At 73.4% G+C, this 22,456-nt stretch carries 19 protein-coding genes and 1 tRNA gene; 11 read left to right on the plus strand and 9 right to left on the minus strand.

From position 1 onward, the window contains the following. Nucleotides 1-29: 29 nt before the first annotated feature. Nucleotides 30-803, plus strand: a complete 774-nt coding sequence (locus ACZ64A_RS03855) for a sulfite exporter TauE/SafE family protein (protein ID WP_469808013.1) — start codon at nucleotides 30-32, stop codon at nucleotides 801-803. Here ACZ64A_RS03855 and ACZ64A_RS03860 read toward each other — a convergent pair. Then, nucleotides 800-1,690, minus strand: coding sequence for a tetratricopeptide repeat protein (locus ACZ64A_RS03860; protein ID WP_469808015.1), 891 nt, complete (start codon nucleotides 1,688-1,690; stop codon nucleotides 800-802). The genes ACZ64A_RS03855 and ACZ64A_RS03860 overlap by 4 nt on opposite strands. 134 nt (nucleotides 1,691-1,824) lie before the next feature. Here ACZ64A_RS03860 and ACZ64A_RS03865 point away from each other — a divergent pair, with 134 nt between their 5' ends. Both ACZ64A_RS03865 and ACZ64A_RS03870 read left to right on the plus strand, forming a co-directional pair. Continuing rightward, complete coding sequence (locus tag ACZ64A_RS03865) at nucleotides 1,825-2,442, plus strand: DUF4232 domain-containing protein (protein ID WP_469808016.1); 618 nt, start codon at nucleotides 1,825-1,827, stop codon at nucleotides 2,440-2,442. Between the two features lie 224 nt (nucleotides 2,443-2,666). Beyond that, complete coding sequence (locus ACZ64A_RS03870) at nucleotides 2,667-3,416, plus strand: cobalt-precorrin-6A reductase (RefSeq protein ID WP_469808017.1); 750 nt, start codon at nucleotides 2,667-2,669, stop codon at nucleotides 3,414-3,416. 204 nt (nucleotides 3,417-3,620) lie between these two features. On the opposite strand, the gene cobF is transcribed toward ACZ64A_RS03870, so the two are convergent. Both cobF and ACZ64A_RS03880 read right to left on the minus strand, forming a co-directional pair. Beyond that, entirely contained in the window at nucleotides 3,621-4,394 is a 774-nt protein-coding gene (cobF, locus tag ACZ64A_RS03875) for a precorrin-6A synthase (deacetylating) (RefSeq protein WP_469808019.1), read from the minus strand. A 48-nt stretch (nucleotides 4,395-4,442) separates the two neighbouring features. Continuing rightward, nucleotides 4,443-4,946, minus strand: a complete 504-nt coding sequence (locus tag ACZ64A_RS03880; protein WP_469808020.1) for a DUF309 domain-containing protein — start codon at nucleotides 4,944-4,946, stop codon at nucleotides 4,443-4,445. Between the two features lie 104 nt (nucleotides 4,947-5,050). On the opposite strand from ACZ64A_RS03880, the gene ACZ64A_RS03885 reads away from it, so the two are divergent. After that, a tRNA-Pro gene (locus ACZ64A_RS03885) sits at nucleotides 5,051-5,124 on the plus strand. 78 nt (nucleotides 5,125-5,202) lie between these two features. On the opposite strand, the gene ACZ64A_RS03890 is transcribed toward ACZ64A_RS03885, so the two are convergent. Beyond that, nucleotides 5,203-5,967 (minus strand): IclR family transcriptional regulator, encoded by a 765-nt coding sequence (locus ACZ64A_RS03890; RefSeq protein ID WP_469808021.1) that lies wholly within the window; start codon nucleotides 5,965-5,967, stop codon nucleotides 5,203-5,205. A 131-nt stretch (nucleotides 5,968-6,098) separates the two neighbouring features. Between ACZ64A_RS03890 and ACZ64A_RS03895 the strand changes: the two genes are divergently transcribed. Further along, nucleotides 6,099-9,038, plus strand: coding sequence for an aminotransferase class I/II-fold pyridoxal phosphate-dependent enzyme (locus ACZ64A_RS03895; protein WP_469808023.1), 2,940 nt, complete (start codon nucleotides 6,099-6,101; stop codon nucleotides 9,036-9,038). Nucleotides 9,039-9,444: 406 nt separating this feature from the next. On the opposite strand, the gene hutH is transcribed toward ACZ64A_RS03895, so the two are convergent. Together hutH and ACZ64A_RS03905 are read right to left on the minus strand one after the other, a co-directional pair. Further along, complete coding sequence (gene hutH / locus ACZ64A_RS03900) at nucleotides 9,445-10,998, minus strand: histidine ammonia-lyase (RefSeq protein WP_469808024.1); 1,554 nt, start codon at nucleotides 10,996-10,998, stop codon at nucleotides 9,445-9,447. A 1-nt stretch (nucleotide 10,999) separates the two neighbouring features. Then, a complete protein-coding gene (locus tag ACZ64A_RS03905; RefSeq protein WP_469808025.1) occupies nucleotides 11,000-12,433 on the minus strand; it encodes an amino acid permease in 1,434 nt (477 codons plus the stop codon). A gap of 216 nt (nucleotides 12,434-12,649) precedes the next feature. On the opposite strand from ACZ64A_RS03905, the gene ACZ64A_RS03910 reads away from it, so the two are divergent. Next, a complete protein-coding gene (locus ACZ64A_RS03910) occupies nucleotides 12,650-13,459 on the plus strand; it encodes an IclR family transcriptional regulator (RefSeq protein ID WP_469808027.1) in 810 nt (269 codons plus the stop codon). 168 nt (nucleotides 13,460-13,627) lie between these two features. Here the strand turns inward: ACZ64A_RS03910 and hutC are convergent, their stop codons facing one another. Continuing rightward, nucleotides 13,628-14,383 carry a histidine utilization repressor gene (gene hutC / locus ACZ64A_RS03915; RefSeq protein ID WP_469808028.1) on the minus strand — a complete coding sequence of 252 codons (756 nt, stop codon included), beginning with the start codon at nucleotides 14,381-14,383 and terminating at the stop codon, nucleotides 13,628-13,630. A 283-nt stretch (nucleotides 14,384-14,666) separates the two neighbouring features. Between hutC and hutU the strand changes: the two genes are divergently transcribed. From hutU to ACZ64A_RS03930, 3 genes are all read left to right on the plus strand, one after another. Then, nucleotides 14,667-16,343 (plus strand): urocanate hydratase, encoded by a 1,677-nt coding sequence (hutU, locus tag ACZ64A_RS03920; protein WP_469808029.1) that lies wholly within the window; start codon nucleotides 14,667-14,669, stop codon nucleotides 16,341-16,343. Beyond that, the gene (gene hutG / locus ACZ64A_RS03925) at nucleotides 16,340-17,344 is read left to right on the plus strand and encodes a formimidoylglutamase (protein ID WP_469808031.1); all 1,005 of its coding nucleotides are present in this window, start codon (nucleotides 16,340-16,342) and stop codon (nucleotides 17,342-17,344) included. Before hutU ends, hutG begins: the two co-directional genes overlap by 4 nt. A gap of 120 nt (nucleotides 17,345-17,464) precedes the next feature. Next, a complete protein-coding gene (locus ACZ64A_RS03930) occupies nucleotides 17,465-18,067 on the plus strand; it encodes a GNAT family N-acetyltransferase (protein WP_469808032.1) in 603 nt (200 codons plus the stop codon). Nucleotides 18,068-18,095: 28 nt separating this feature from the next. On the opposite strand, the gene ACZ64A_RS03935 is transcribed toward ACZ64A_RS03930, so the two are convergent. Continuing rightward, nucleotides 18,096-18,827, minus strand: coding sequence for a TetR/AcrR family transcriptional regulator (locus ACZ64A_RS03935; protein WP_469808033.1), 732 nt, complete (start codon nucleotides 18,825-18,827; stop codon nucleotides 18,096-18,098). Nucleotides 18,828-18,946: 119 nt separating this feature from the next. On the opposite strand from ACZ64A_RS03935, the gene ACZ64A_RS03940 reads away from it, so the two are divergent. Together ACZ64A_RS03940 and ACZ64A_RS03945 are read left to right on the plus strand one after the other, a co-directional pair. Beyond that, nucleotides 18,947-19,975: a glycoside hydrolase family 113 gene (locus ACZ64A_RS03940; protein ID WP_469808034.1), complete on the plus strand. Its 1,029-nt coding sequence runs from the start codon at nucleotides 18,947-18,949 to the stop codon at nucleotides 19,973-19,975. Then, nucleotides 19,972-21,807, plus strand: a complete 1,836-nt coding sequence (locus ACZ64A_RS03945; RefSeq protein ID WP_469808035.1) for a glycoside hydrolase family 15 protein — start codon at nucleotides 19,972-19,974, stop codon at nucleotides 21,805-21,807. The genes ACZ64A_RS03940 and ACZ64A_RS03945 overlap by 4 nt, the downstream gene beginning before the upstream one ends. Here the strand turns inward: ACZ64A_RS03945 and ACZ64A_RS03950 are convergent. Next, nucleotides 21,707-22,456 (minus strand): class I SAM-dependent methyltransferase, encoded by a 750-nt coding sequence (locus ACZ64A_RS03950; protein WP_469808036.1) that lies wholly within the window; start codon nucleotides 22,454-22,456, stop codon nucleotides 21,707-21,709. The two genes, ACZ64A_RS03945 and ACZ64A_RS03950, sit on opposite strands and share 101 nt — an antisense overlap.

A 22,456-nucleotide genomic window follows, 5' to 3' on the forward strand; every position in this document is an offset into this window, starting at 1 on the left:
GCGAACGACGACATAGCATCGGTGTTCGCATGGACACGATGACGCTGTGGCACATATCCGGCTGGGGGTTCGCCGCGCTCGCCTTTGCGGCGCTGCTCGTCGGCTTCTCGAAGACCGCCGTGAGCGGGGCGAACACCGTCAGCCTGGCGATCTTCGCGGCGGTCCTGCCGGCCCGCGCCTCCACCGGCGTACTGCTCCCGGTGCTGATCGCCGGGGATGTGCTCGCGGTGCTCACCTACCGGCGGCACGCGCACTGGCCCACCCTGTGGCGGCTGTTCCCGGCGGTCGCGGCGGGTGTGGTGGCCGGCACCCTGTTCCTGATGTGGGCCGGCGACGGCATCGTACGGATCTCGATCGGCGTGATCCTGCTGGTCATGGCCGCGGTGACGGTGTGGCGCCGGCGCACGGCCGAGCAGGAGGCGCAGCCCGACGAGGTCACCACCCGAGCGGGCCGGCTGAAAGCCCGCTCCTACGGCGTCCTCGGCGGCTTCACCACGATGGTCGCGAACGCGGGCGGACCGGTGATGTCGATGTACCTCCTCTCGGCGGGCTTCCGGAAACTCGGGTTCCTGGGCACGTCGGCGTTCTTCTTCCTCATCGTCAACGTCTCCAAGGTGCCCTTCAGCGCCGGCCTGGGGCTGATCGACGGCCGCTCGCTGCTGCTGGACGCGGCGCTCGCGGTGTTCGTGGTGCCCGGTGCGCTGTTCGGCAAGTGGGCCGTGCACCGGATCAACCAGCGCCTCTTCGAACAACTCGTCATCGCGGCGACGGTCCTGGGCGGCCTGCAACTGCTGCTGCGCTAGGCGTTGCCGGTCCCCGCGCGCCGGGCGCCATCGACTCGGGTTCCGGCTCGGGCTCCTGCTCTGTCTTTGTCTCTGGCTCCTGCTCCTGCTCCTGCTCCGGTTTCGTCGAGCGCGGCGAGGGCGGTGGCGGCCTCGGCCTGGCGCGGGCTCTTCAGCGCGGCGAGGGCGTCGCGGGCGGTGAGCAGCGTCTCCCGCGCGTCGAGGTGTCCCAGTGTCGCGAGCACCTGGCCCAGGTCGAGACGTGCCTGTTCGGTCCAGGACGGCATGTGCGCGGCCTCGAACGCCGCGAGGGCCTGCCGCAGCGGCTCCTCCGCCTCGGCCCAGCGCTTGAGGGCCGCCAGGTCGTTGCCGATCTGCTGCCGGGCGACGGCGTGGTACACCCCGATCAGCTCCGTCGTACGCCCCGGCACCCCGGCCCGGCAGATCCGCTCGCAGCGGCGGTGGATGTCCAGCGCCTCGGCCGCCCGGCCGGTCTGGCGCAGCAGAGCGCCGAGGGTGTTGAGGATCGTCAGCTCGCCCAGCCGGCCCTGCGGTGACTCCTGTGCGGAGAAGCGCAGGGCGCCCTCGCGCAGGCGCGCCTCGGCCTCCTCCATACGGCCCAGCCGATGGAGTGCGCCCGCGCCGTAGCCCAGCGCCCAGCCCTCCTGGAGTCCGTCGCCGCACTCGCGGGCCGCGTCCAGTGCCGCGTCGGCCCTGGACAGGGCGGCGAGCGGGTCGTGCACGCACAGGTTGTACGCCCAGGCGAGGTAGTTGAGGTGCACCGCCTCCTCCCGTCTGCTGCCCAGCAGCCGGGCGGAGTCGGCGGAAAGGCGGAACACCTCCACCCACTGCTCCCAGTGCTGGTTCAGATCGGAGAACCAGTGCATCGCCTCGGCCGTGTCCAGCACCTGCCGGTGCCGGCCGGTGTCGTGCGCCCGGCGCAGTGCGGCGAGCCACTGGGCCCGTTCGGCCTCCAGGGCTCACCGCCTGCCAGAGCGACTCGGACAGCACGTCGTCGTCCGCGCCGACCACGTCGGCCACGGTGGCGTCGTCCCCGGATGCCGCCGCGTCGACGGCCGGCCAGGGCACCGGCGCGTCCGATGCGTCCGGTGCGTCCGGGACGAGCGGCTCGGCGCGCTCGGCGGGTTCGAAGGGCTCGGGGGGCTCCTCCGGCGCCTCCGGCGGTTCGACCGGTTCGACCGGCTCGACCGGTTCGACCGGCGAGCAGGCGAAGGCCTCCACGCCGGTCCGCACCGCACGGGACGTGCGCGTCACCGCCGCCCTGCAGGACGGCCCGCCCTACACCCACATCGTCCTCACGGCCAAGAACACCACGAGGCACTCCTGCCGACTGCCGGGCTTCCCGCACATCCAGTTCCTGGAGAGCCACAAGCAGGACGTCCCCTCCGTCGCCAAGAGCAAGCCGGCCGCGCCGGTCGTGCTCGGGGCGGGCGCCCCGGCCTACGCCCTGGTGAAGCTGTCGGACGGCGGGGTCGACGAGGACAACGAGCCCGTGTCGGCGTTCTCCGTCACGCTGGAGGGCGACTCCACGGTCATCGCCGTCACCGCGCCCGGCAGCGAGGGCATCGCGGTCGACCCGGCCAAGGCCCTCACCGGCTACTGGACCCCGGAACTGCGCAACGGCGCGGACGACTTCTGAGGCCGTCCGGCGGGGACGTCGTCCCCGAGCGGACCTGAAGGGCCACGGTCGCACCGGCGTCGGAGCCACGGCTCAGGCCCACGCCGGTGCGCCCGCGCCCGCTCCGCCACCGGTGGCTGTCCGGCCCCCCGCGACTGCCCCGCCACCGGCGACGTGGCCGCGGGACGGATACGGCGCCAGAGCCGGTGACCTGCCGGGACCCGGCACCTCGTAGGCTCGGCGCCATGCCGACCCCGCACGTCCTCGTCCTCGGCGGCACCACCGAGGCCCGCCGTCTCGCCGCCGTCCTCGCACAGCGGGCGGGGGTGCGGGTGACCACCTCGCTGGCCGGGCGGGTGACCCGGCCCCAGGCGGTCGACGGCGAGGTGCGCGTCGGGGGGTTCGGCGGCGCCGAGGGGCTCGCCGGGTGGCTGCGGGAGCAGGCGGTGAGCGCGGTCGTCGACGCGACACATCCCTTCGCCGCCGGCATCACGGCGAACGCCGCCGAGGCCGCCGCGCTGACCGGCGTACCGCTGGTGGTGCTGCGCCGGCCGGGCTGGCGTCCGGGCCCCGGCGACCGCTGGCACACCGTCGCATCGCTGGACGCGGCCGCGCGGGAGCTGCCCCGCCTCGGCCGACGGGTGTTCCTCACCACGGGCCGCCTCGGCCTCGCCGCCTTCGCCGACCTGGCGGACATCGACTTCGTCGTACGGTCCGTGGAGCCGCCCGGGCCTGTGCTGCCGCCGCGGCTGGAGGTGATCCTCGCGCGGGGCCCGTTCACCGTGGACGACGAGACGAGGCTCCTGCGGGAGCACCGCATCGACGTCCTGGTGACCAAGGACAGCGGGGGAGAAGCCACGGCGGCCAAACTGACGGCGGCCCGCGCACTGGGCCTGCCGGTGGTGGTCGTACGCCGCCCGCCGCTGCCGGACGGGGTGACGGCGGTGCCGGATGTCGCGAGCGTCCTGGAGCGGCTGGGCTTCGGCCGCGGCTGACCGGGGCCCGCGGGCGGTTCGACCGGGGCCCGCAGACGGCCGACGGTCCGCAGGCGGTGAACAGCTCGAAGGCTGTGGATGGCCCGCAGGCGGTGAACGGCCCGGAGGGACTGGGGCGGTTCCTCGCGGAGGTCAGGCCGCCGCCCGTGCCGGTTGCTCACACCGGCGGCCCGCCCCCGCATGCCCGTGGCCCGGGCGGGTGCGTCAGGCGTTCTTCGGGTTGCGGCGCAGCAGATACGTGTCCATGATCCACCCCTTGCGCTCGCGCGCCTCGGCCCGCAGCCGCTCGATACGCGGTGCGGCCTCGGCGATCGGACCGGAGGCGAGGATCTCGTCCGGGGTGCCGAGATAGGCGCCCCAGTAGATGTCGATGTCCTGGTCGAGGTACTGCCGGAAGGCCTGGTGCGCGTCCAGCATCACGACCACGTCGTCCACCCCCTCCGGGAAGCCCTCCGCGAGGCGCCGCCCGGTGGTGATCTGCACCGGCCGCGCCACCCGGTTCAGCCCCGTGCGATGCCGGGCCACGAGCGAGGAGACGCTGCTGATACCGGGCACGACGTCGTAGTCGAAGGCGACCGCGCCCCGCTCGAGGACCTCGTCCAGGATCGCGATCGTGCTGTCGTAGAGCGCCGGGTCGCCCCACACCAGGAACGCGCCGGTCTCCTCCGCGCCCAGCTCCTCGGCGATCAGCCGCTCGTAGATGCCCGCGCGGGCGCTGCGCCAGTCCCCGACGGCCGGGGAGTACGCGGCGCCGCCCGCACGGCGGTCCCGCTCCGGGTCACGCGCCTCGACCACCCGGAACCCGCCCTCGGGTATGTGCGCCTCGAGCATGTCCCGGCGCAGCTGGACCAGGTCGTTCTTCACCTCGCCCTTGTCGAGGACGAAGAACACGTCCGTGGCGCGCAGCGCCTTGACCGCCTGCAGGGTCAGCTGGTCGGGATCGCCGGCACCGATCCCGATGACATGAATCTTTCGCACGCCCCGAGTCTGCCGTACGCCACTGACAGTGACCGCACCGCCCGCCGGTCAGCGCAGCCGCGGGGCCCGCTCCCGGGCGTCCACGGGCCCGCCGCCGGCCTCCACCACGGCGGCCAGCTCCCGCGCCCAGGCCACGACAGAGCCCAGCTCCATGCCGTACGGCCGTGTCTCGCCGGTGTCCGCCGTCCACTCCTCGACGGCACCCGCGCCGCGCCGCAGCAGCCGCGCCCCGCCGGTGGCGTTCCCGCGCGCCGCGTGCGTGAGGCCCACCGCGAGCTGCGCGAGCCCCCGCCACAGGGCCCGCTCCCGCTGCGGCCCCGACTTCCAGGCGTCCTCGAACACCTCGTGCGCGTGGAACGGCTTGCCGTCGTCCAGCAGCGCCTGCGCCTCGGCCACGGACTCCTCCGGGGCGCGCACCACCCCCTCCGGCTGCCGGGCCACGCCCGGGGCGCCGTAGGGCAGGGGCCGGCCCAGCCCGTCCCGGGGCCGTGCGTTGCGCGCCCGCCCCTCGCCGTCCCGGTCCCGACCGCCGTTGCCTGCCGTGCCTGCCATGGCTCGATTGTCCCGTGCGGCCCGTGCCCCCTTCGGCCCAGCCCCCGGTGTGGGGTAAAGTGCTGTTCGCGCGATCACGCGGGACACCCGTGGGTCCGCGCGGCCGGGACGTGGCGCAGCTTGGTAGCGCACTTGACTGGGGGTCAAGGGGTCGCAGGTTCAAATCCTGTCGTCCCGACTTTACGAAGTCGCAGGTGAAAGGCCGTTTCGGAGACATCCGAAGCGGCCTTTCGCGTATGCCCGGCGACGGCGTGCGTCAGCCCGGCACGCCGCCCACCCGGCGGGTCAGTTCGCGGGCGACGCGGCCCACCTCGTCGGCGATCCGCAGCCGCTGCGCCTCGTCGACCTCGCCGCCGGGGAACGTGACCGCCACCCCGGCGATCGGGTGGGCGGTGTGGTCCAGCACGGCGGCGGCCACCGAGGAGAAGCCCGTCGTGATCTCGTCCTCCTCCGTCGCGTAGCCACGCGCGCGTACCTCCGTCAGCAGGTGGCGCAGCGCCGACAGCGACGTCGGCCCGAGGTCGTTGCGGCGTACGAACGTCGAGGCGTCCGGGAACAGGGCCCGCACCTGTGCCGTCGGCAGCCGCGCCAGGACGGCCCGGCCGCTGGCCGTCAGGTGGGCGGGCAGCCGTACACCCACCTCGGTGACCAGCGGCGGACGGCCCGGGGCGCGCTCCTCGATGACGTAGATGACCTCGCGGCCGTGCAGCACCGCGAGGTGCGCGTTGTGTCCGGTGCGGTCCACGAGCCGGGCGAGCGGCACCCTCGCCAGGCGCTCGAACGGCGCCTGGCGGCTGTAGCCGGAGCCCAGTTCGAACGCGCTGACCCCGAGGCCGTAGCGCCTCTCCTCCGGCAGATGGACGACGAACCCTTCGCGGGCGAGCGTGTCGAGCAGGTGGTAGGTGGTCGACCGCGGCACGCCGACGTCCCGGCTGATCGCCGCGGCCGGCACGGGCCCGGCCTGCCCGGCGAGATAGCGGAGGATGGCGAGGACCTGGGCGGCGGCTGGTACGACGGACATGGCGCGAGACTACGTCCGCCCGGGCCGTGCGGACGGACGCGCTCCGCGACGTCTTGGATGCGAGACGGATTGCCCGGTGGGGCCATGGCGTCAGGGTTGTGACCTGCGGCTTGATGGACGCCATGGAGCCCATGGCAGAGATCGACCCCCCGGTAACGGTGAAGCAGGCGGCCATGGCCGGGCCACCGCCCGGAGCGGGCGTCTACACCAGCGTCCGTCACCTGCGCGCCGACGCCTGGAGCGCCCTGGCGGAGCAGACAGGCGCCCTCGCGGAGGGCACCCCCGGTCTCGCGGTGGGCACCCGCGGCCTCACGGAGGGGGCACCCGGCCGCCCCGAGGGGGCGGGGGCACCCGGCCTCGCGGAGGGGGCACGCGGCCCGGCGCAGTGGACCCCGGGCCCGGCGGAAGGCACACCCCGCCTCGGGGATGGGACCCACGCCCCCGCGGACGGGGCACCTCGCCTCGCGGGCGAAAGCCGCGCCCCCGCAGCGGGCGCCTCCGCCTCCGCCCGTGTCGACGAACTGCTCTCGCTCCTGACGCCGATCGAGAACTGCTGGGCCTTCCCCGGCGCGCCGGGCCTCGCCGAGCTGCGCCGTCTGAAGGAGAGCGGTGACCTGCACCGCCTGGCCCGCCGCGCCGACCAGCTGAACCGTGCCCTGGGCACCGGCACCCACCCCTCCGGGCACCCGGACGCCGTGGCGGCGGACGCACCCGGCCCCACGCGGCCCTACTGCGAGGTGCTCGTCGTCGGCGCCCTGAGCCGGGCGGAGGAGTCGGCGCTGCGCGAGGCACTGCACCGCGCCCGCCGCCCCGAGGACGAGTTCGCCTACGAACTGGTCGTGGCGCCCAGCGTCGAGGACGCGGTGGTCACCGCACTGGTCAACCCCAGCGTGCAGGCGGTCGTCATCCGCCACGGGTTCGCGGACCGCTCCCGCCACGACCTCAGCGTGCTGCGCCGCTTCCTGGAGCGCCCCGCGGCGGACGCGCCCGCCGACGGCACCGGCTTCGAGGAGCGCGCCCAGGCCCTCGGCACCCGGCTGCTTCAGCTGCGCCCCGAGCTGGACCTGTACCTGATGGCGGACGGCGCCGTCGAGCGCACCGCGGCGGCACTCGGCCGGGGCTTCGCCCGGGTCTTCCATGTGTACGAGGGCGTGCTGGAGCTGCACCTGTCGATCCTGCACGGCATCGGCGAGCGCTACCGGGCCCCCTTCTTCACCGCGCTGCGCGCCCACAGCCGCCGCCCCACGGGCGTCTTCCACGCCCTGCCCATCTCCCGCGGCACGTCGGTCGTCTCCTCGCACTGGATCCCGGAGATGGCCGACTTCTACGGCATGAACATCTTCCTCGCCGAGACCTCCGCGACCTCCGGCGGCCTCGACTCGCTGCTGGACCCGACGGGCCCGCTGCGCGAGGCGCAGGAACGGGCGGCCCGCGCGTTCGGGGCGCGCCGCACCTACTTCGTCACCAACGGCACCTCCACCGCCAACAAGGTCGTCGCGCAGGCCCTGGTGGCACCCGGTGACATCGTGCTGGTGGACCGCAACTGCCACAAGTCGCACCACTACGGCCTGATGCTGGCCGGCGCGCAGGTCGTCTACCTGGACGCCTATCCGCTGGACCGGTACGGCATGTACGGCGCCGTACCGATCGAGGAGATCAAGCGCAAGCTGCTGATGCTGCGCCGTGCCGGGCTGCTGGACAAGGTGAAGCTGCTGATGCTCACCAACTGCACCTTCGACGGTGTCGTCTACAACCCGGCCCGGGTGATGGAGGAGTGCCTCGCCCTCAAGCCGGACCTGGCGTTCCTGTGGGACGAGGCGTGGTTCGCGTTCGCCCGCTTCCATCCGGTCTACCGCGGCCGTACCGCGATGGCCGCGGCCCGCACGCTCACCGACCGCTACCGCGACCCGGCCTACCGGCGCCGCTGGGACGAGCACCGCGCCGCCCTCGGCGACGACCCGGACGACGAGACGCTTCTGGCGCGGCGGCTGCTGCCGGATCCCGAACGCGTCCGCGTGCGGGTGTACGCGACCCAGTCCACGCACAAGACGCTGACCTCGCTGCGCCAGGGCTCGATGATCCACGTCTTCGACCAGGACTTCCGGCGCAAGGCGGCCGAGGCGTTCCGCGAGGCGTACATGACGCACACCTCGACCTCGCCGAACTACCAGATCCTCGCCTCCCTCGACCTCGGCCGGCGGCAGGCCGCGCTGGAGGGGTTCGAGTTGGTGCAGAAGCAGCTGGAGCAGGCCGGGGTGCTGCGCGACGCCGTCGAGCGGCATCCGGTGCTCAGCCGCTACCTGCGGTTCCTCACGACGCCGGAGCTGATTCCCGCGCGTTTTCGCTCTTCGGGAGTCGAGCAGCCGCTGCGCTCGGGCTTCGCCGGGATGGCCGCCGCGTGGCGGGAGGACGAGTTCGTGCTCGACCCGACGCGGGCCACGCTGCACATCGCGGCGACCGGGATCGACGGGGACGCCTTCAAGCACGATCAGTTGATGGACCGTCACGGCGTGCAGGTCAACAAGAGCACCGCGAACACGCTGCTGTTCATGACGACGATCGGGACCACCCGCAGCGCCGTCGCGTATCTGATCGAGGTGCTGGTCAAGGTCATCGGCGAACTGGAGGAACGGGTCGAGGAGATGACGCCCGCCGAGCGCTCCGCGCACCTGCGGCGCACCGCCGTGCTCGACGGCGGCGCCCCGGCGCTGCCCGACTTCAGCGCCTTCCACGGCGCGTTCCGGCCGCAGCCGGCCGTGCCCGCCGGCGATGTGCGCGGCGCCTTCTTCCTCGCCTACGACGAGAGCGCCTGCACCTATCTGACGGCCGACGAGATCGGCGCGGCGCTGGAGAACGGCCAGGAGGTCGTCTCGGCGACCTTCGTCACCCCCTACCCGCCCGGCTTCCCGGTCCTGGTGCCCGGGCAGATCGTCGACGAGGCGGTCCTCGCCTACATGGCCGCGCTGGACACCCGGGAGATCCACGGATACCGGCCCGAGACCGGATACCGCGTCTTCACCGAGCAGGCGCTGAAGGAACGCATGGCCGCGGCCGGCCACCGCGACGGGTGAGCGGCCCCGGCGGGCAGCGCGTTTCCCCGGAGATCCGCCTGTGGTGCGGGCCCTCGCCCCCGAGGCGGCACGCAGCCGCGCCGTCGGGATCGGCTGCGGGCTCGGGGGTGTCTCGCCGTCACGCCGGGCCCGCGACGCCTGGTACGGCGCCTCGAGTTCGGGTGTGCGGCGGTAGCCGGCGTGGACGTCCCCAAGGAGCAGCTGGGGCGGGCCCGCGAGGCCCACGCCGAGCTGCTCGCCCGCGACCCGAAGCGGCTGCGTTTCCTGCGGGGCGCGGCCGAGGGGATGCCGTGCCGCGACGGTCTGCTCGACTACTACGTGATCACGGCCCGGCGTCCCATGGACGGAACGCCCGCGGCCCCGGCCCGCCAGGACGGCGGGCCGGGGCCCGGTGAGGCGGCGTCGATCAGGCCAGGGCGCCCACCGCGGCCTCCGCCCTGGACACGGCGGTGCCGGACGAGACGTACGCGAAGGTGGCCTCGATCTCGGGCGCCAGCCAGCGGTCGGGCCCGGGGCCGGCCACGACCTCGCGCAGACCGTCGCGCACCGCGGCCGTGCCCGGCGCGGGGTCGAGCGGGGAGCGCAGGTCGAGGGCGCGGGCGGCCGTGTACAGCTCGACGGCGAGGACGCGGGTGAGGCCGTCCACGGCGCGGCGCAGCTTGCGTCCGGCCGACCAGCCCATCGAGACGTGGTCCTCCTGCATGGCGCTGGAGGGGATCGAGTCGACGGACGCCGGGGCGGCGAGCCGCTTCAGCTCCGAGACGATCGCGGCCTGCGTGTACTGGGCGATCATGTGGCCGGAGTCGACGCCGGGGTCGTCGGCGAGGAACGCGTTCAGCCCGTGGTTGCGGGCCGTGTCCAGGAACCGGTCCGTGCGCCGCTCGGAGATCGACGCGAGGTCGGCCACCGAGATGGCGAGGAAGTCCAGTACGGCGGCGACCGGCGCCCCGTGGAAGTTGCCGTTGGACTCCACCCGCCCGTCGAGCGTGACCACGGGGTTGTCGACCGCGCTGGCCAGCTCACGGGAGGCGACGAGCTCGGCGTGCGCCAGGGTGTCCCGCACGGTTCCGTGCACCTGGGGCGAGCAGCGCAGCGAGTAGGCGTCCTGAACCCGGGTGCACTCGGGACCGCGGTGGCTCGCCACGATGCCCGAACCGGCGAGCAGCGACCGCAGGTTGGCGGCGCTGTCGGCCTGCCCGGGGTGCGGCCGCAGCGCCTGGAGGTCGGCGGCGAACACGGCGTCCGTGCCGAGCTGCCCCTCGACGCTCATCGCGGCGGTGATGTCGGCGACCCGCACCAGGCCCCGCAGGTCGTGACAGGCGAGGACGAGCATGCCGAGCATGCCGTCGGTGCCGTTGATGAGGGCGAGCCCCTCCTTCTCGCTGAGCACCACCGGGCTGATCCCGGCCTCGGCGAGCGCGTCGCCGGCGTCCCGCAGCTCGCCCTCGGCGTCCCGCACCCTCCCCTCGCCCATCACGGCGAGCGCGCAGTGCGCGAGCGGCGCGAGGTCACCGGAACAGCCGAGCGAACCGTACTCGTGCACCACCGGCGTGATTCCCGCGTTCAGCAGCGCCGCGTAGGTCTCGGCGACCTGGACCCGCACGCCGGTACGGCCCGTGGCGAGCGTCGACAGGCGCAGCAGCATCAGCGCGCGGACGACCTCGCGCTCGACCTCGGGCCCGGAGCCCGCGGCGTGCGAGCGGACCAGGCTGCGCTGGAGCTGCGCGCGCAGCGCGGTCGGGATGTGCCGGGTGGCCAGGGCCCCGAACCCGGTGGAGACCCCGTAGTGGGGCACCACGTCGTCCGCGAGGCCCTCGATGACCTCACGGCTGCGCGCGATCTCCTTCAGCGCGTCCTGGGCGAGCACGACGGGCGCGTCGTGGCGGGCAACCGCGACGACGTCTTCGGGGGACAGGGGGCCGACATTCACTTCCACGTTCATGACTCCATGAACTCCCATGTCAGTACCGTGCCGCGACGGTCTCGGCGGAGTTGGTGTCCGGTATCCCAGACGTTTCGCCGGCCGCCGCCCCGGCGCGCAGCCGCGGACGCAGCCACAGCGCGTACACCGCGCCCAGCAGCGCCAGCCACACCGCCCCCACGACCAGCGCGATGCGGGTGTCGGAGGAGAAGGCGAGCAGCACCAGGACCGCGCTCATGAACACGACGGTGACGATCTGCCCGTACGGCCACAGCGGCGCCGGGTAGCGCAGTGCGGCCTGTTCCTCGGGCGTCATCGCGCGCCGCGCCCTGACCTGCGCCAGCAGGATCATCAGCCACACCCATACGGTCGCGAACGTGGCGATGGAGGAGATGACGACGAAGATCTGCTCCGGCATCACGTAGTTGAGCACCACGCCCAGCAGCAGCGCCGCCATCATGATGACGACGGTCGTCCACGGCACCCCGTTCTTCGACAGCCTGCGCAGCACGGCAGGCGCCTGACCGCGCTCGGCCATGCCGTACATGACCCGCCCGGCGGCGAAGATGTCGCTGTTGATCGCGGACAGCGCCGCGACGATCACGATGACGTTCAGTACGGCCGCCGCGGACTTCACGCCGATGCTCGCGAAGATCTGCACGAACGGGCTGCCCCCGTCGCCGACGTGCTGCCACGGCGACAGCGACATCAGCACGGCCAGGGTGAGGACGTAGAACAGCACGATCCGCAGCGGGATGGAGTTGATGGCGCTCGGGATGGTCTTCTCGGGGTTCTGCGCCTCGCCCGCGGTGACGCCGATGACCTCGGTGCCGCCGAAGGCGAACATGACGACGGCGAACGACATCACGAAGCCCTGGGCGCCGTGCGGGAAGAAGCCACCGTTGCTCCACAGGTTCGACACGCTCGCCTGCGCGCCGCCGTCCGTGATGCCGAAGACCAGGATCGCCAGACCGGCGACGATCATGGCGACGATGGCGACGATCTTCGCCAGGGAGAGCCAGAACTCCAGCTCGCCGAAGGCCTTGACGCTGAGCAGGTTCATCGCGCCGACGACACCCACGGCCGCGAGGACCCAGATCCAGCGCGGTACGCCCGGGAACCAGAAGCCCATGTAGACGCCCAGGGCCGTGACGTCCGCGAGGCCGACGATCACCATCTCGAAGGCGTACGTCCAGCCGGTCGCGAACCCGGCGAACGGGCCGAGGTATTTCGTCGCGTACTCTCCGAACGAGCCGGCGCACGGCCGGCTGACCGCCATCTCGCCGAGCGAGCGCAGCACCAGGAAGACGGCGGCGCCGCCGATCAGATACGCGAGCAGGACCGCGGGCCCGGCGGCCTGGATCGACGACGAGGAACCGTAGAAGAGCCCGGTGCCGATCGCGGAACCCAGGGCGATGAAGCGGATGTGCCGCGCGGTGAGCCCCCTGCTCAGTGCGGCCTTGGCGGTGCTCAAGGAAAAGACCCTCCTTGGGTGGGGCGTCCCCCTCCGGGCCGCGGCCGCACGGGGAGGGCCGGGGCGGGACGGAGGGGAAGACGTGCAGACGGGGGGACGAGACGTGCAGACGGGGAAGAGCGGGCGGGAGGTGCCGGCGCCGCGGCCCTCGACGCGCCCGATCAGGTGAGGCCCCTGTATATTCCTGTATAGACAGGAGGGTCAAGAGGTGGACCAATGACCGGACACGCGACCACATCGAGCAGCACCTCGCCCGCCGTCGGGCGCGCGCTCGACATCCTGCTGCATCTCGCCGGCCGCTCCCGGCCCGTGCGGGTCGCCGCGCTCGCCCGTGACCTGGGCATTCCCCGCTCGTCGGCCTACCACATCCTCAACGTCCTCGTGGAACGCGGCTTCGTGGCGTACGTGGCGAAGGAGCAGGCGTACGGGCTCGGGGTCGCCTCGTTCGAGATCGGCTCGGCCTATCTGCGCCACGAGCCGCTCGAGCGGCTGGCGCGTCCCGTCCTGCGCACGCTCGCCGCGCGCCTCGGGCAGACCGTCCATCTCGGCGTCCTGTACGGCGCGGAGACGGTGTACCTGCTCAAGGAGCGGCCGCCGACCGGGTGGTCGGCGGACGTGGACGGCGCCCTCGTCACCGACATCGGGGTACGCCTGCCCGCCCATCTGACGGCCAGCGGACGGGCGATCCTCGCGTATGTGCCGCCGGCCCAGGTCCGGGCGCTCTTCCCGCGCCCCGGGGACCTCGTCACCCGGACCGGCAGGGGACCCCGCTCGCTCACCGAACTGCTCGCCCTGCTCGCGCAGGACCGGGAGCGGGGCTGGTCGGAGGAGGTCGAGCTGGTGTCGGAGGGCTTCCGGTCGGTGGGCGTCGCGGCGTTCGACCACAACGCCCTGCCCGTCGCCGCGCTCAGCAGCACCTGGCGGCGGCACTACTCACGGCACGAGGAGGAGTACGTCCGCGATGTGCTCCGCCAGGGAGCGGCGCGCTTGACGTCGGCCATGTCCGGCCGAGCGCCGAACCCCTGACGGCGGACCGGGCGCCGAGCGGCTGACGGCAGGCCGGGCGCCGATCGCTCGTCGGCCGAGGTCCCCGGAGGCGGGTGCCACCGCCTGACGGCAGGCCGTGCGCCGAGCGCCTGTCGGCCGGGGTTCCCGCGGCGGGTGCCGTTCCCTCGGTGAGCCGGACGGGTGTGCTCAGTGCGCCTCGAACGTCCCCTGCAACCGGTAGCGCGACCCGGGATGCAGCAGCCGTGCGACGCTCACCAGCGCGTCGTGCGACCAGGTGCGGCGCTGGATCAGCAGGCACGGCTCGGACCGCCCGATGCCCAGCAGCCCCGCCTCCTCCGGCGACGGCAGCACGGCCTCCACGATGTGCTCGCCCCGGTCCAGCGGCGCGACCTCGGACAGGAAGGCGTTCGGGGTGCGCCGCGTGAAGTCCTGGTCGAGATAGCCGGGCGCGAACCGCGGGTGCACGTACCGGTCCTCCAGCTGGATCGCCACGTCGTCCTCGATGTGCACCACACGCGAGCGGAAGACGGTGCGCCGCGCACCCAGCCCGAACTGGGCGACCAGCTCCGGCCCCGCCTCCTCCTCGCACAGCTGGAGCACCCGCGCCCGGTGGCGGTGGCCGCGGCGGCGGACCTCCTCGGCGATGTCGTGCACCTCGACCAGCGGGGACGTGCCCTTGCGCCGGGCCACGAACGTGCCCACGCCCATGACCCGGCGCAGCACCCCCTGCGTGCTCAGCTCCCGCAGCGCCCGGTTGATCGTCATACGGGACAGCCCGAGCGACTCCACGAACCGGTTCTCCGAGGGCAGCGCGTCCCCCTCGCGCCACCGCCCGCTGGTGATCTGCTCGGTGACGAGGTCCTTCACGCGCTGGTACGCCGGCAGCGATCCCGCGGTGCGCTCCTGGTACAGCCGGGCCAGCTCCGCATCCCTTGCGGTCAAGCCGCTCACCGTCCTCGTCGCGCGTTCGGGTCCGGCCCGAATTCTAGGCCGCGGCCCCGTCCCGCCTCCCTGCGCCCGCCCTTCCGCGGGCGGTGTGCCCGGGTGCCCTCACGCCGTAGTCGTCTCGGATGCGAGAAAGCGGGGCCGGGGTGCTGGCTCCGGGCCGCGGCGTCGCCTGTCATGGGTGGTGTCGCCCCGGCCTCGGCTTGTCGGCAACATTCCCCTTCCCGCCTGTTCGGCTCGCCCTTCGGCCTGCCCGGACGCGACTTCCCCTGGAGGCACCATGACCGGCGTTTCCCCGGACTCCCGCACCATCCGCGCCCCCCGCGGTACCGACCTGAACTGCCTCGGCTGGCAGCAGGAGGGCGCGCTCCGGATGCTCATGAACAACCTCGACCCGGAGGTCGCCGAACACCCGGAGAACCTCGTCGTCTACGGCGGCACCGGCAAAGCGGCGCGCAACTGGCCCGCGTACGACGCGATCGTGCGCACCCTGAAGACGCTGAAGGACGACGAGACGCTGCTGGTGCAGTCCGGCAAGCCGGTCGGCGTGATGCGCACGAACGAGTGGGCGCCGCGCGTGCTGCTCGCCAACTCCAACCTGGTCGGCGACTGGGCGAACTGGGAGGAGTTCCGCCGCCTGGAGGCCGAGGGCCTGACCATGTACGGCCAGATGACGGCCGGTTCCTGGATCTACATCGGCAGCCAGGGCATTCTCCAGGGCACCTACGAGACGTTCGGCGCAGTCGCCCGCAAGAAGTTCGGCGGCACCCTCGCCGGGACGATCACCCTCACCGCCGGCCTCGGCGGCATGGGCGGCGCCCAGCCGCTCGCCGTCACGATGAACGAGGGTGTCGCGATCTGCGTCGACGTCGACCCGACCCGCATCGAGCGCCGTATCGCGCACCGCTACCTGGACGTCGCCGCGCAGGACCTCGACCACGCCCTGAGCCTCGCCATCGAGGCCAAGGAGGCCGGCCGGCCGCTGTCGATCGGCCTGGAGGGCAACGCCGCCGAGGTGTTCCCGCAGCTGCTCCGGATGGACGCGCCGATCGACATCGTCACCGACCAGACCTCCGCGCACGACCCGCTGTCGTACCTGCCGATCGGCGTGAGCGTCGCCGAGTGGCACGAGCTGGCGCAGAAGGACCCGGCCGCGTTCACCGAGCGCAGCCGCTGGTCGATGGCCCGGCACGTCGAGGCCATGGTCGGCTTCCTCGACAAGGGCGCCGAGGTCTTCGACTACGGCAACTCCATCCGTGACGAGGCCCGCAAGGCCGGCTACGAGCGTGCCTTCGCCTTCCCCGGCTTCGTCCCGGCCCACATCCGCCCGCTGTTCGAGGAGGGCCTCGGCCCGTTCCGCTGGGCCGCCCTGTCCGGCGACCCGAAGGACATCGAGGCCACGGACAAGGCCATCCTGGAGCTGTTCCCGGACAACGAGCACCTGCACCGCTGGATCAAGATGGCGGGCGAGCGCGTCGCGTTCGAGGGCCTGCCCGCCCGCATCTGCTGGCTCGGCTACGGCGAACGGCACCGCGCCGGCCTGAGGTTCAACGAGATGGTCGCCTCCGGCGAGCTGTCCGCCCCGGTCGCCATCGGCCGCGACCACCTCGACTCCGGTTCGGTGGCCTCCCCGTACCGCGAGACCGAGTCGATGCTCGACGGCTCCGACGCCATCGCCGACTGGCCGCTGCTCAACGCGCTCGTCAACACCTCCTCCGGTGCTTCCTGGGTGTCCATCCACCACGGCGGCGGCGTCGGCATGGGCCGCTCGATCCACGCCGGCCAGGTCTGCATCGCCGACGGCACCGACCTGGCCGCCCGGAAGCTGTCGCGGGTGCTGACGAACGACCCCGGCATGGGCGTCATCCGGCACGTCGACGCCGGCTACGAGTACGCCGCCTCGGTCGCCGAGGACCGCGGGGTGCGCATCCCGATGGCGGAGACGGACGACAAGTGAGCGACACCCTGAGCACCTCGCGCACTCCCCGCGTCGACGTGGCGCCCGCACCCTGGACGGGCCGCGACGACGGTCCGGGCACCGACACCCTGCGCTGGCACCACGCCGTCGTACCGGACACCGGTGCGGCCCACGACGAAGGCGCCGCGTACAACGCCGCGTTCGTCGGGTTCGCGAGCGACGAGGGCGTCCGTCGCAACCAAGGCCGCCAGGGCGCGGCGGACGGTCCCACCGCACTGCGCCGCGCCCTGGCCTCCATGGCGCTCCCGCATCCGCTGCGCGCCCTGGACACGGGCGATGTCGCCGTCACCGACGGCGACCTGGAGGGGGGCCAGCGCCGGCTCGGAAGGGCGATCACCCCGCTCGTCGACCGGGGTGTCCCCGTCGTCGTGCTCGGCGGCGGTCACGAGGTCGCCTACGGCAGCCACCTGGGCCTGGCCGCGAGCCGTGCGGTGCGAGGCGGCGCGCGGCTCGGGGTGCTGAACCTCGACGCCCACTTCGATCTGCGCGACGATCCGGTGCCCAGCTCCGGCACCCCGTTCCTGCAGATGGCGCGGGACGAGGCCGGTCGCGGCCGGGCGCTGAACTACTGGGTGCTGGGCATCAGCCGGCCCAGCAACACCGAGCGGCTGTTCCGCACGGCGGACGACCTCGGGGTGCGGTATCTGCCGGACACCGAGTGCGGGCCGCTCGACCGGCCCCGGGTCGACGCTTTCGTGGACGAGTTCCTCGCCTCCTGCGATCTGGTCCACCTCAGCGTCGACCTCGACGTCCTGCCCGCCGGCACGGCGCCGGGCGTCAGCGCGCCGGCCGCGTACGGGGTCGGCATGGAGGTCGTGGAGCGGGTCTGCTCCCGGGTCGCCGTCAGCGGCAAGCTGGCGCTGTGCGACATCGCCGAGCTGAACCCGGGACTCGACGCGGACCACCGCACGGCGCGTGCCGGGGCCCGGCTGATCCACACCGCGCTCACCGCACGCGAGGGCACCCGGTCCGCCGCGTGACGACGCCCCGTCACCGGCCGGGCGCAGAGCAGGCCGTGAGGGGCCGCCCCGGGGGACGGCCCCTCACGGCATGATCGCGGTGCCGTTACCCTGAACGGTGGCCCCGACGGAAGGAGCGCGGTGATCCCCGTCCCCGCGGAAGCGACGGTTCTGACCTACCCCGAGGAGGCCGTCCCGGCCGGGCTGCGGCGGCAGGTACGGGCGCTGCAGGAAGGCGCCTGGCCATCCTCGGACGAGGCGTCGGCCGCGTCCCTCGACCCCGTGCACGACCCGGCGCTGTGCCCGGTGTCCCTGCTGCTCGTGGCGGATGACACGGTGCTGGCGGCCCTGGACGTGCTGACCAAGGAGATCACGCACGCCGGGCGGCGCTGGGCGGTCGGCGGGCTGAGCACGGTGGTCACACGGCCCGAGGTGCGCGGCCGGGGCCACGGCAGACGGCTGGTGAGCACCGCACGGGAGGCGATGGCCCACCAGGGCCTCGAAGTCGGGCTGTTCACCTGCGACCGCCCGTTGCAGGCGTTCTACGAGAGCGCCGGCTGGCGCCGGCTGCCCGGCGCCGTCCTGGTCGGCGGGACGGCCGAGTCGCCGTTCCCGAGCGACTGGTCCGCCTTCGACAAGGTGACCATGTCCTGCTTCTTCACCGCGGGCAGCCGCGCGGCGGAGCCGTCGTTCCGCGACAGCCGCATCGCGCTGCACTCGGGGCGGATCGACAAGCTCTGGTGACGGCCCGGCCGGGGGAGTGCGGCAGGGCTCACGGTGTGGCCGGCCCGGTGTGCGCGAAACGGTCGAGGAGGGCGTCCAGACCGGCCGCGAGCCCCTGCGGTCCGCCGCGTTCGGCGAGCGCCGGCGCGGCGCGGCGCAGGGTGGGCAGCTCCTGCGGCGGCAGGCGGTGCAGGCCCAGACGGAACGCCGGGTCCGGCTCGTCGGGGTTGTCCACCATGGGGCGCAGCTCCACCGAGACATAGCCGAGCAGCCACGCGAGACAGGCCTGGAAGGCGGCGGCCGTGGTGGTCTCGTCCAGGCCGGCCTGCTCCAGCAGGCCGAGCACCCGCTCATGGCTGTGGAGCACCGGCAGGGGCCTGCGGGCCATCGGCACGGCCAGCAGCCGGGTCGTCAGCAGCGGCACCGCGTGCGGATGGGCCAGACACACGTCGTACAGCGTCCGGGCGAAGCGGTGCAGCTCCGCGCGCCAGTCGGGGTCGCCCTCGGAGGCCGGCGCCTCCGCGTCCAGGCGGGCGTGCAGGTCCAGGTGCATCGCCTCGACCAGACCGTCCAGCAGCGCTTCCTTGCCCTCCGCGTACCGGTACAGGGCCATCGCCTCGACACCGAGTTCCGCGCCCAGCCGCCGCATGCTCAGGGCGCCCAGGCCCTCGCGGTCGACCAGTTCCAGCGCGCTGGTCAGCACCCGCTCCCGGCTCAGCCGGCCGTAACGGCCCCGGTCGCTGGCGCGCCGCGCCGGGGTGGTGTCGGGGTTCTTCGCCATGGACCGCCCTCCTCGTGACTTGACCTTACGCGTTTGCGGGGCCATCCTGTCTGTATACGACGTAAACGTACACGATACGGATACGGTGATCCCCGCGATCCCCGGCAAGGGGCGGCGAGATGACCGACACGCAGCTACCCTCCCTGCACGGGCCGTGCCACGCGGACCTGGCCCCCCGACCCGGGATCCTTCCGCGGCAACGCGGTTTCGCACTCCCCAGCTACGCGCGCGAAGGCTACGACGATCCCCGCGCCGCCGAGTATCTGCGCCGCATCGCGCGCTCGGGCGCCAACTGGGTGCAGCTCATCCCGACCTGGTACCAGCCCGCCCCGGCCGCCGACATCATCCGCCCCCACCGCACCACCACCACCGACGAGGGGGTCGTGCGGATGATCCGCCTGGCCCACGCACACGGCCTGAACGCCCTGCTCAAGCCCCACCTCGACCTCGACGACGCCGCGTACCGCGGCACGATCCACCCCGCCCGGCCCGCCCACTGGTTCGCGGCGTACACGGAGTTCATCGCCCACTACGCACGACTCGCCGCCCGCTACGGCGCCGACGCGTTCGCCGTGGGCACCGAACTCTCCGGCACGGTGGACGACCGCACCCGGTGGCTGGCGCTGGTCGAGCGCACACGCGTCGTCTACGGCGGCTCGCTGCTGTACGCGGCGGCCCTTCAGGAGTACGAGCACGTCACCTTCTGGGACGCGGTCGATCTGATCGGTGTGGACGTCCACTGGCCGCTGCCCACAGGCCCGCGCCGGGACACGCAGACGTTCGTCCAGGCGTGGGGTCCCCTTCGCGACACGCTGGGGGAGTTCGCCGCCCGCACCGGCCGCTCCATCCTCTTCGCGGAGGCCGGGTACGCCGGCGTGCGCGGCGCGTCGGCCGGCTCGGTCCCGCCCGACCCAGGGGAACAGGCCGCCGGTTACGAGGCGCTGCTGCGCACCTTCACCGGCTTGCCCTGGTGGGCGGGCGTCCACTGGTGGTTCTGGGCCCAGCTGCCCGCCCCGAAGAGCGGCCCGGCCTCACCGGACTGCTCCGCCCAGGGCACACGGGCCGAGCACGTGGTGGCCTGCTGGTGGGCCGGCCGCACGGAGGTGCCACACCTCGCCCACGGCCCCGCGGGAGGCGGGACACCATGACCTCCATAGAGGACTACGCCCTGCTCGGCGACATGAGCACCGCCGCCATGGTCGGCCGGGACGGCTCCGTCGACTGGCTCTGTCTGCCCCGCTTCGACTCACCGGCGTGCTTCGCCGCGCTGGTCGGGACACCCGACAACGGCTTCTGGCGCCTCGCCCCGACCACCGGTGACGGCATCTGCGCGGGGCGCGCCTACCGGCCCGACTCGCTGGTGCTGGACACCTGGTGGCGCACCCCGACCGGCGTCGCGCGGGTCACGGACTTCATGCCCCCGGGCTCACCGCTGCCCTGCCTGGTCCGGATCGTCGAGGGCGTGGTGGGCGAGGTGTCACTGCGCAGCGAGCTGCGGCTGCGCTTCCACCAGGGCCGGGTCGTGCCCTGGGTGCGCGGGATCGGCGGCTGCACCGTCGCCGTCGCGGGACCCGACGCGGTGTGGCTGCGCTTCGACGGCGAGGGGCCGTTGGCCGGTGACGAGCACGCCACCGTCGCCGACCTCACCGTCCCCGCGGGCCGGCGCATCGCCCTCGTCCTCGCCTGGGCGCCCTCGCACCACACCGATCCACCCCGGTCGCTCGCCGTCCCCGCGGAGACGCTGCTGAAGGAGACCACGGAGTACTGGCGCGGCTGGGCCGGACGCTGCCGCTACCAAGGGCCCTGGCGGGACGCCGTGGTGCGCTCCCTGATCACGCTCAAGGCCCTCACCTACGCCCCCACCGGCGGTGTCGTCGCCACCCCCACCACCTCGCTGCCCGGCTGCATCGGCGGCGAACGCAACTGGGACCAGCGCTACTGCTGGCTGCGCGACTCCACGCTCACCCTGTCCTGCCTGCTGCGCAGCGGCTACCGCGAGGAGGCGGTGGACTGGCTGGGCTGGCTGGTGCGCACCGTCGCCTGCGACCCCGCCGACCTGCAGAACGGCTACGGCGTGTGCGGCCAGCGGCTGCTGCGCGAGACCGAGGCGCACTGGCTCGACGGCTACGAGGGCTCACGCCCCGTCCGGTTCGGCAACTCGGCCGCCGGCCGCTTCCAGCTGGACGTCTACGGCGAGGTGCTGGACACCCTCTACCAGTCCCTGCGGGCGGGCATCCCGATGCCGGCCCACGTGTGGGAGCTGGTCGAGGCGCTGATGGGATTCCTGCTGCGGCACTGGCACGAGCCCGACCAGGGTGTGTGGCAAGTGCGCGGGGAACGCCGCCACTTCGTGCACTCCAAGGTCATGGCCTGGGTGGCCGCCGACCGCGCCCTGCGCATGGGAAAGCTGCTGGGCCGCAACGGCTCCTCCGCGCAGTGGTGGGCCATGCGCCAGGAGGTGCACCGGGAGGTCTGCCGGGACGGCTGGGACGCCCGCCAGGGCTCGTTCGTGCAGTCCTACGGTTCCCCCGCCCTGGACGCCACCGCCCTGCTGATGCCGCGGCTCGGCTTCCTGCCCGCACAGGATCCGCGGGTACGCAGCACGGTCCACGCCCTGCGGGCCCTCGAAGAAGACGGCTTCCTGCACCGCTACGCACCCGGCGGCGAAGGGGTGCACCCCGTGGACGGCATGGCCGGTCGGGAAGGAGCGTTCATCTCCTGCTCCTTGTGGTATGCGGATACCCTCGCAGCGACCGGCCATGTCCACAAGGCCCGCGAGACGTTCGAGCACGTCCTCGCCGTGCGCAACGACGTCGGACTCCTCGCCGAGCAGTGGGACCCGGCAGCCGGCCGCCAGCTGGGCAACATTCCCAAGTCGGTCAGTCACCTGGCGCTGGCCGAGACCGCGTTCGCCCTGTCAGGAGCACCATCCCGGTATCCCCGTACTCCGGCAGCGTCGGGTCGGCGTCGATCCTGGTGACGTCCAGTTCCTGCGTCAGCGGCGCGAACACCCGCGTGACCCGCTCGCGGTCCACCGGGCAGCCCGGCCAGCGCGAGACGGCCCCGATGCGGTAGGTGGGCAGGTTCTCCATGAACGCCGCCACCAGATGCCCACCGGGCACGACACAGCGCACGAAGTGCCGGCAGAACGCGGCGAACTCGTCGAAGTCCTCGCTCGCCCCCTCCGCCACGAAGTGCATCGACGCCAGCGCGTACGTCCCGGACGGCAGCGCCCGCACATCGCCGTGCACCACCCGCACCCGGGCCAGCGCGGCCGCCGGCGACGCCGCGATCCGCGGGTCGAGCCGCCGGCACAACGCATGGAAGGCGCTCCAGCTGCCGTCCGGTCCGCCGGCCAACTGCCGCTGCAGATAAGCGACGTTGGCGGCACCCGCCTCGACGGCGTCGATCCCGGCGCTGACCGCGGAGGCCAGCAGCAGCGGATAGAGGTTCGGACCGGCACCGAACTCCACCGTGCGGGACAGCCCGTCGGCCGGCAGAGTGCGGTAGTACGCGGCGTGGTGGGCGATGACCGCGGCGTCGCACGGGTGCAGTTCGCGGTAGTTCTCCGTGAGGTAGTCCTCGACGGGCCAGCCGTCCCAGTCCACGTCGTCGTTGCGGATCGACAT

This window comes from Streptomyces sp. NPDC104814 (assembly GCF_055583185.1).

Bases quoted from the DNA above. Each gene is read 5' to 3' on its own strand.
- ACZ64A_RS03855 (WP_469808013.1), top strand. From the start codon at position 30: ATGGACACGATGACGCTGTGGCACATATCCGGCTGGGGGTTCGCCGCG.
- ACZ64A_RS03870 (WP_469808017.1), top strand. From the start codon at position 2,667: ATGCCGACCCCGCACGTCCTCGTCCTCGGCGGCACCACCGAGGCCCGC.
- ACZ64A_RS03880 (WP_469808020.1), bottom strand. From the start codon at position 4,946: ATGGCAGGCACGGCAGGCAACGGCGGTCGGGACCGGGACGGCGAGGGG.
- ACZ64A_RS03890 (WP_469808021.1), bottom strand. From the start codon at position 5,967: ATGTCCGTCGTACCAGCCGCCGCCCAGGTCCTCGCCATCCTCCGCTAT.
- ACZ64A_RS03895 (WP_469808023.1), top strand. From the start codon at position 6,099: ATGGCAGAGATCGACCCCCCGGTAACGGTGAAGCAGGCGGCCATGGCC.
- hutH (WP_469808024.1), bottom strand. From the start codon at position 10,998: ATGGGAGTTCATGGAGTCATGAACGTGGAAGTGAATGTCGGCCCCCTG.
- ACZ64A_RS03910 (WP_469808027.1), top strand. From the start codon at position 12,650: ATGACCGGACACGCGACCACATCGAGCAGCACCTCGCCCGCCGTCGGG.
- hutU (WP_469808029.1), top strand. From the start codon at position 14,667: ATGACCGGCGTTTCCCCGGACTCCCGCACCATCCGCGCCCCCCGCGGT.
- ACZ64A_RS03935 (WP_469808033.1), bottom strand. From the start codon at position 18,827: ATGGCGAAGAACCCCGACACCACCCCGGCGCGGCGCGCCAGCGACCGG.
- ACZ64A_RS03940 (WP_469808034.1), top strand. From the start codon at position 18,947: ATGACCGACACGCAGCTACCCTCCCTGCACGGGCCGTGCCACGCGGAC.
- ACZ64A_RS03945 (WP_469808035.1), top strand. From the start codon at position 19,972: ATGACCTCCATAGAGGACTACGCCCTGCTCGGCGACATGAGCACCGCC.
- ACZ64A_RS03950 (WP_469808036.1), bottom strand. From the start codon at position 22,456: ATGTCGATCCGCAACGACGACGTGGACTGGGACGGCTGGCCCGTCGAG.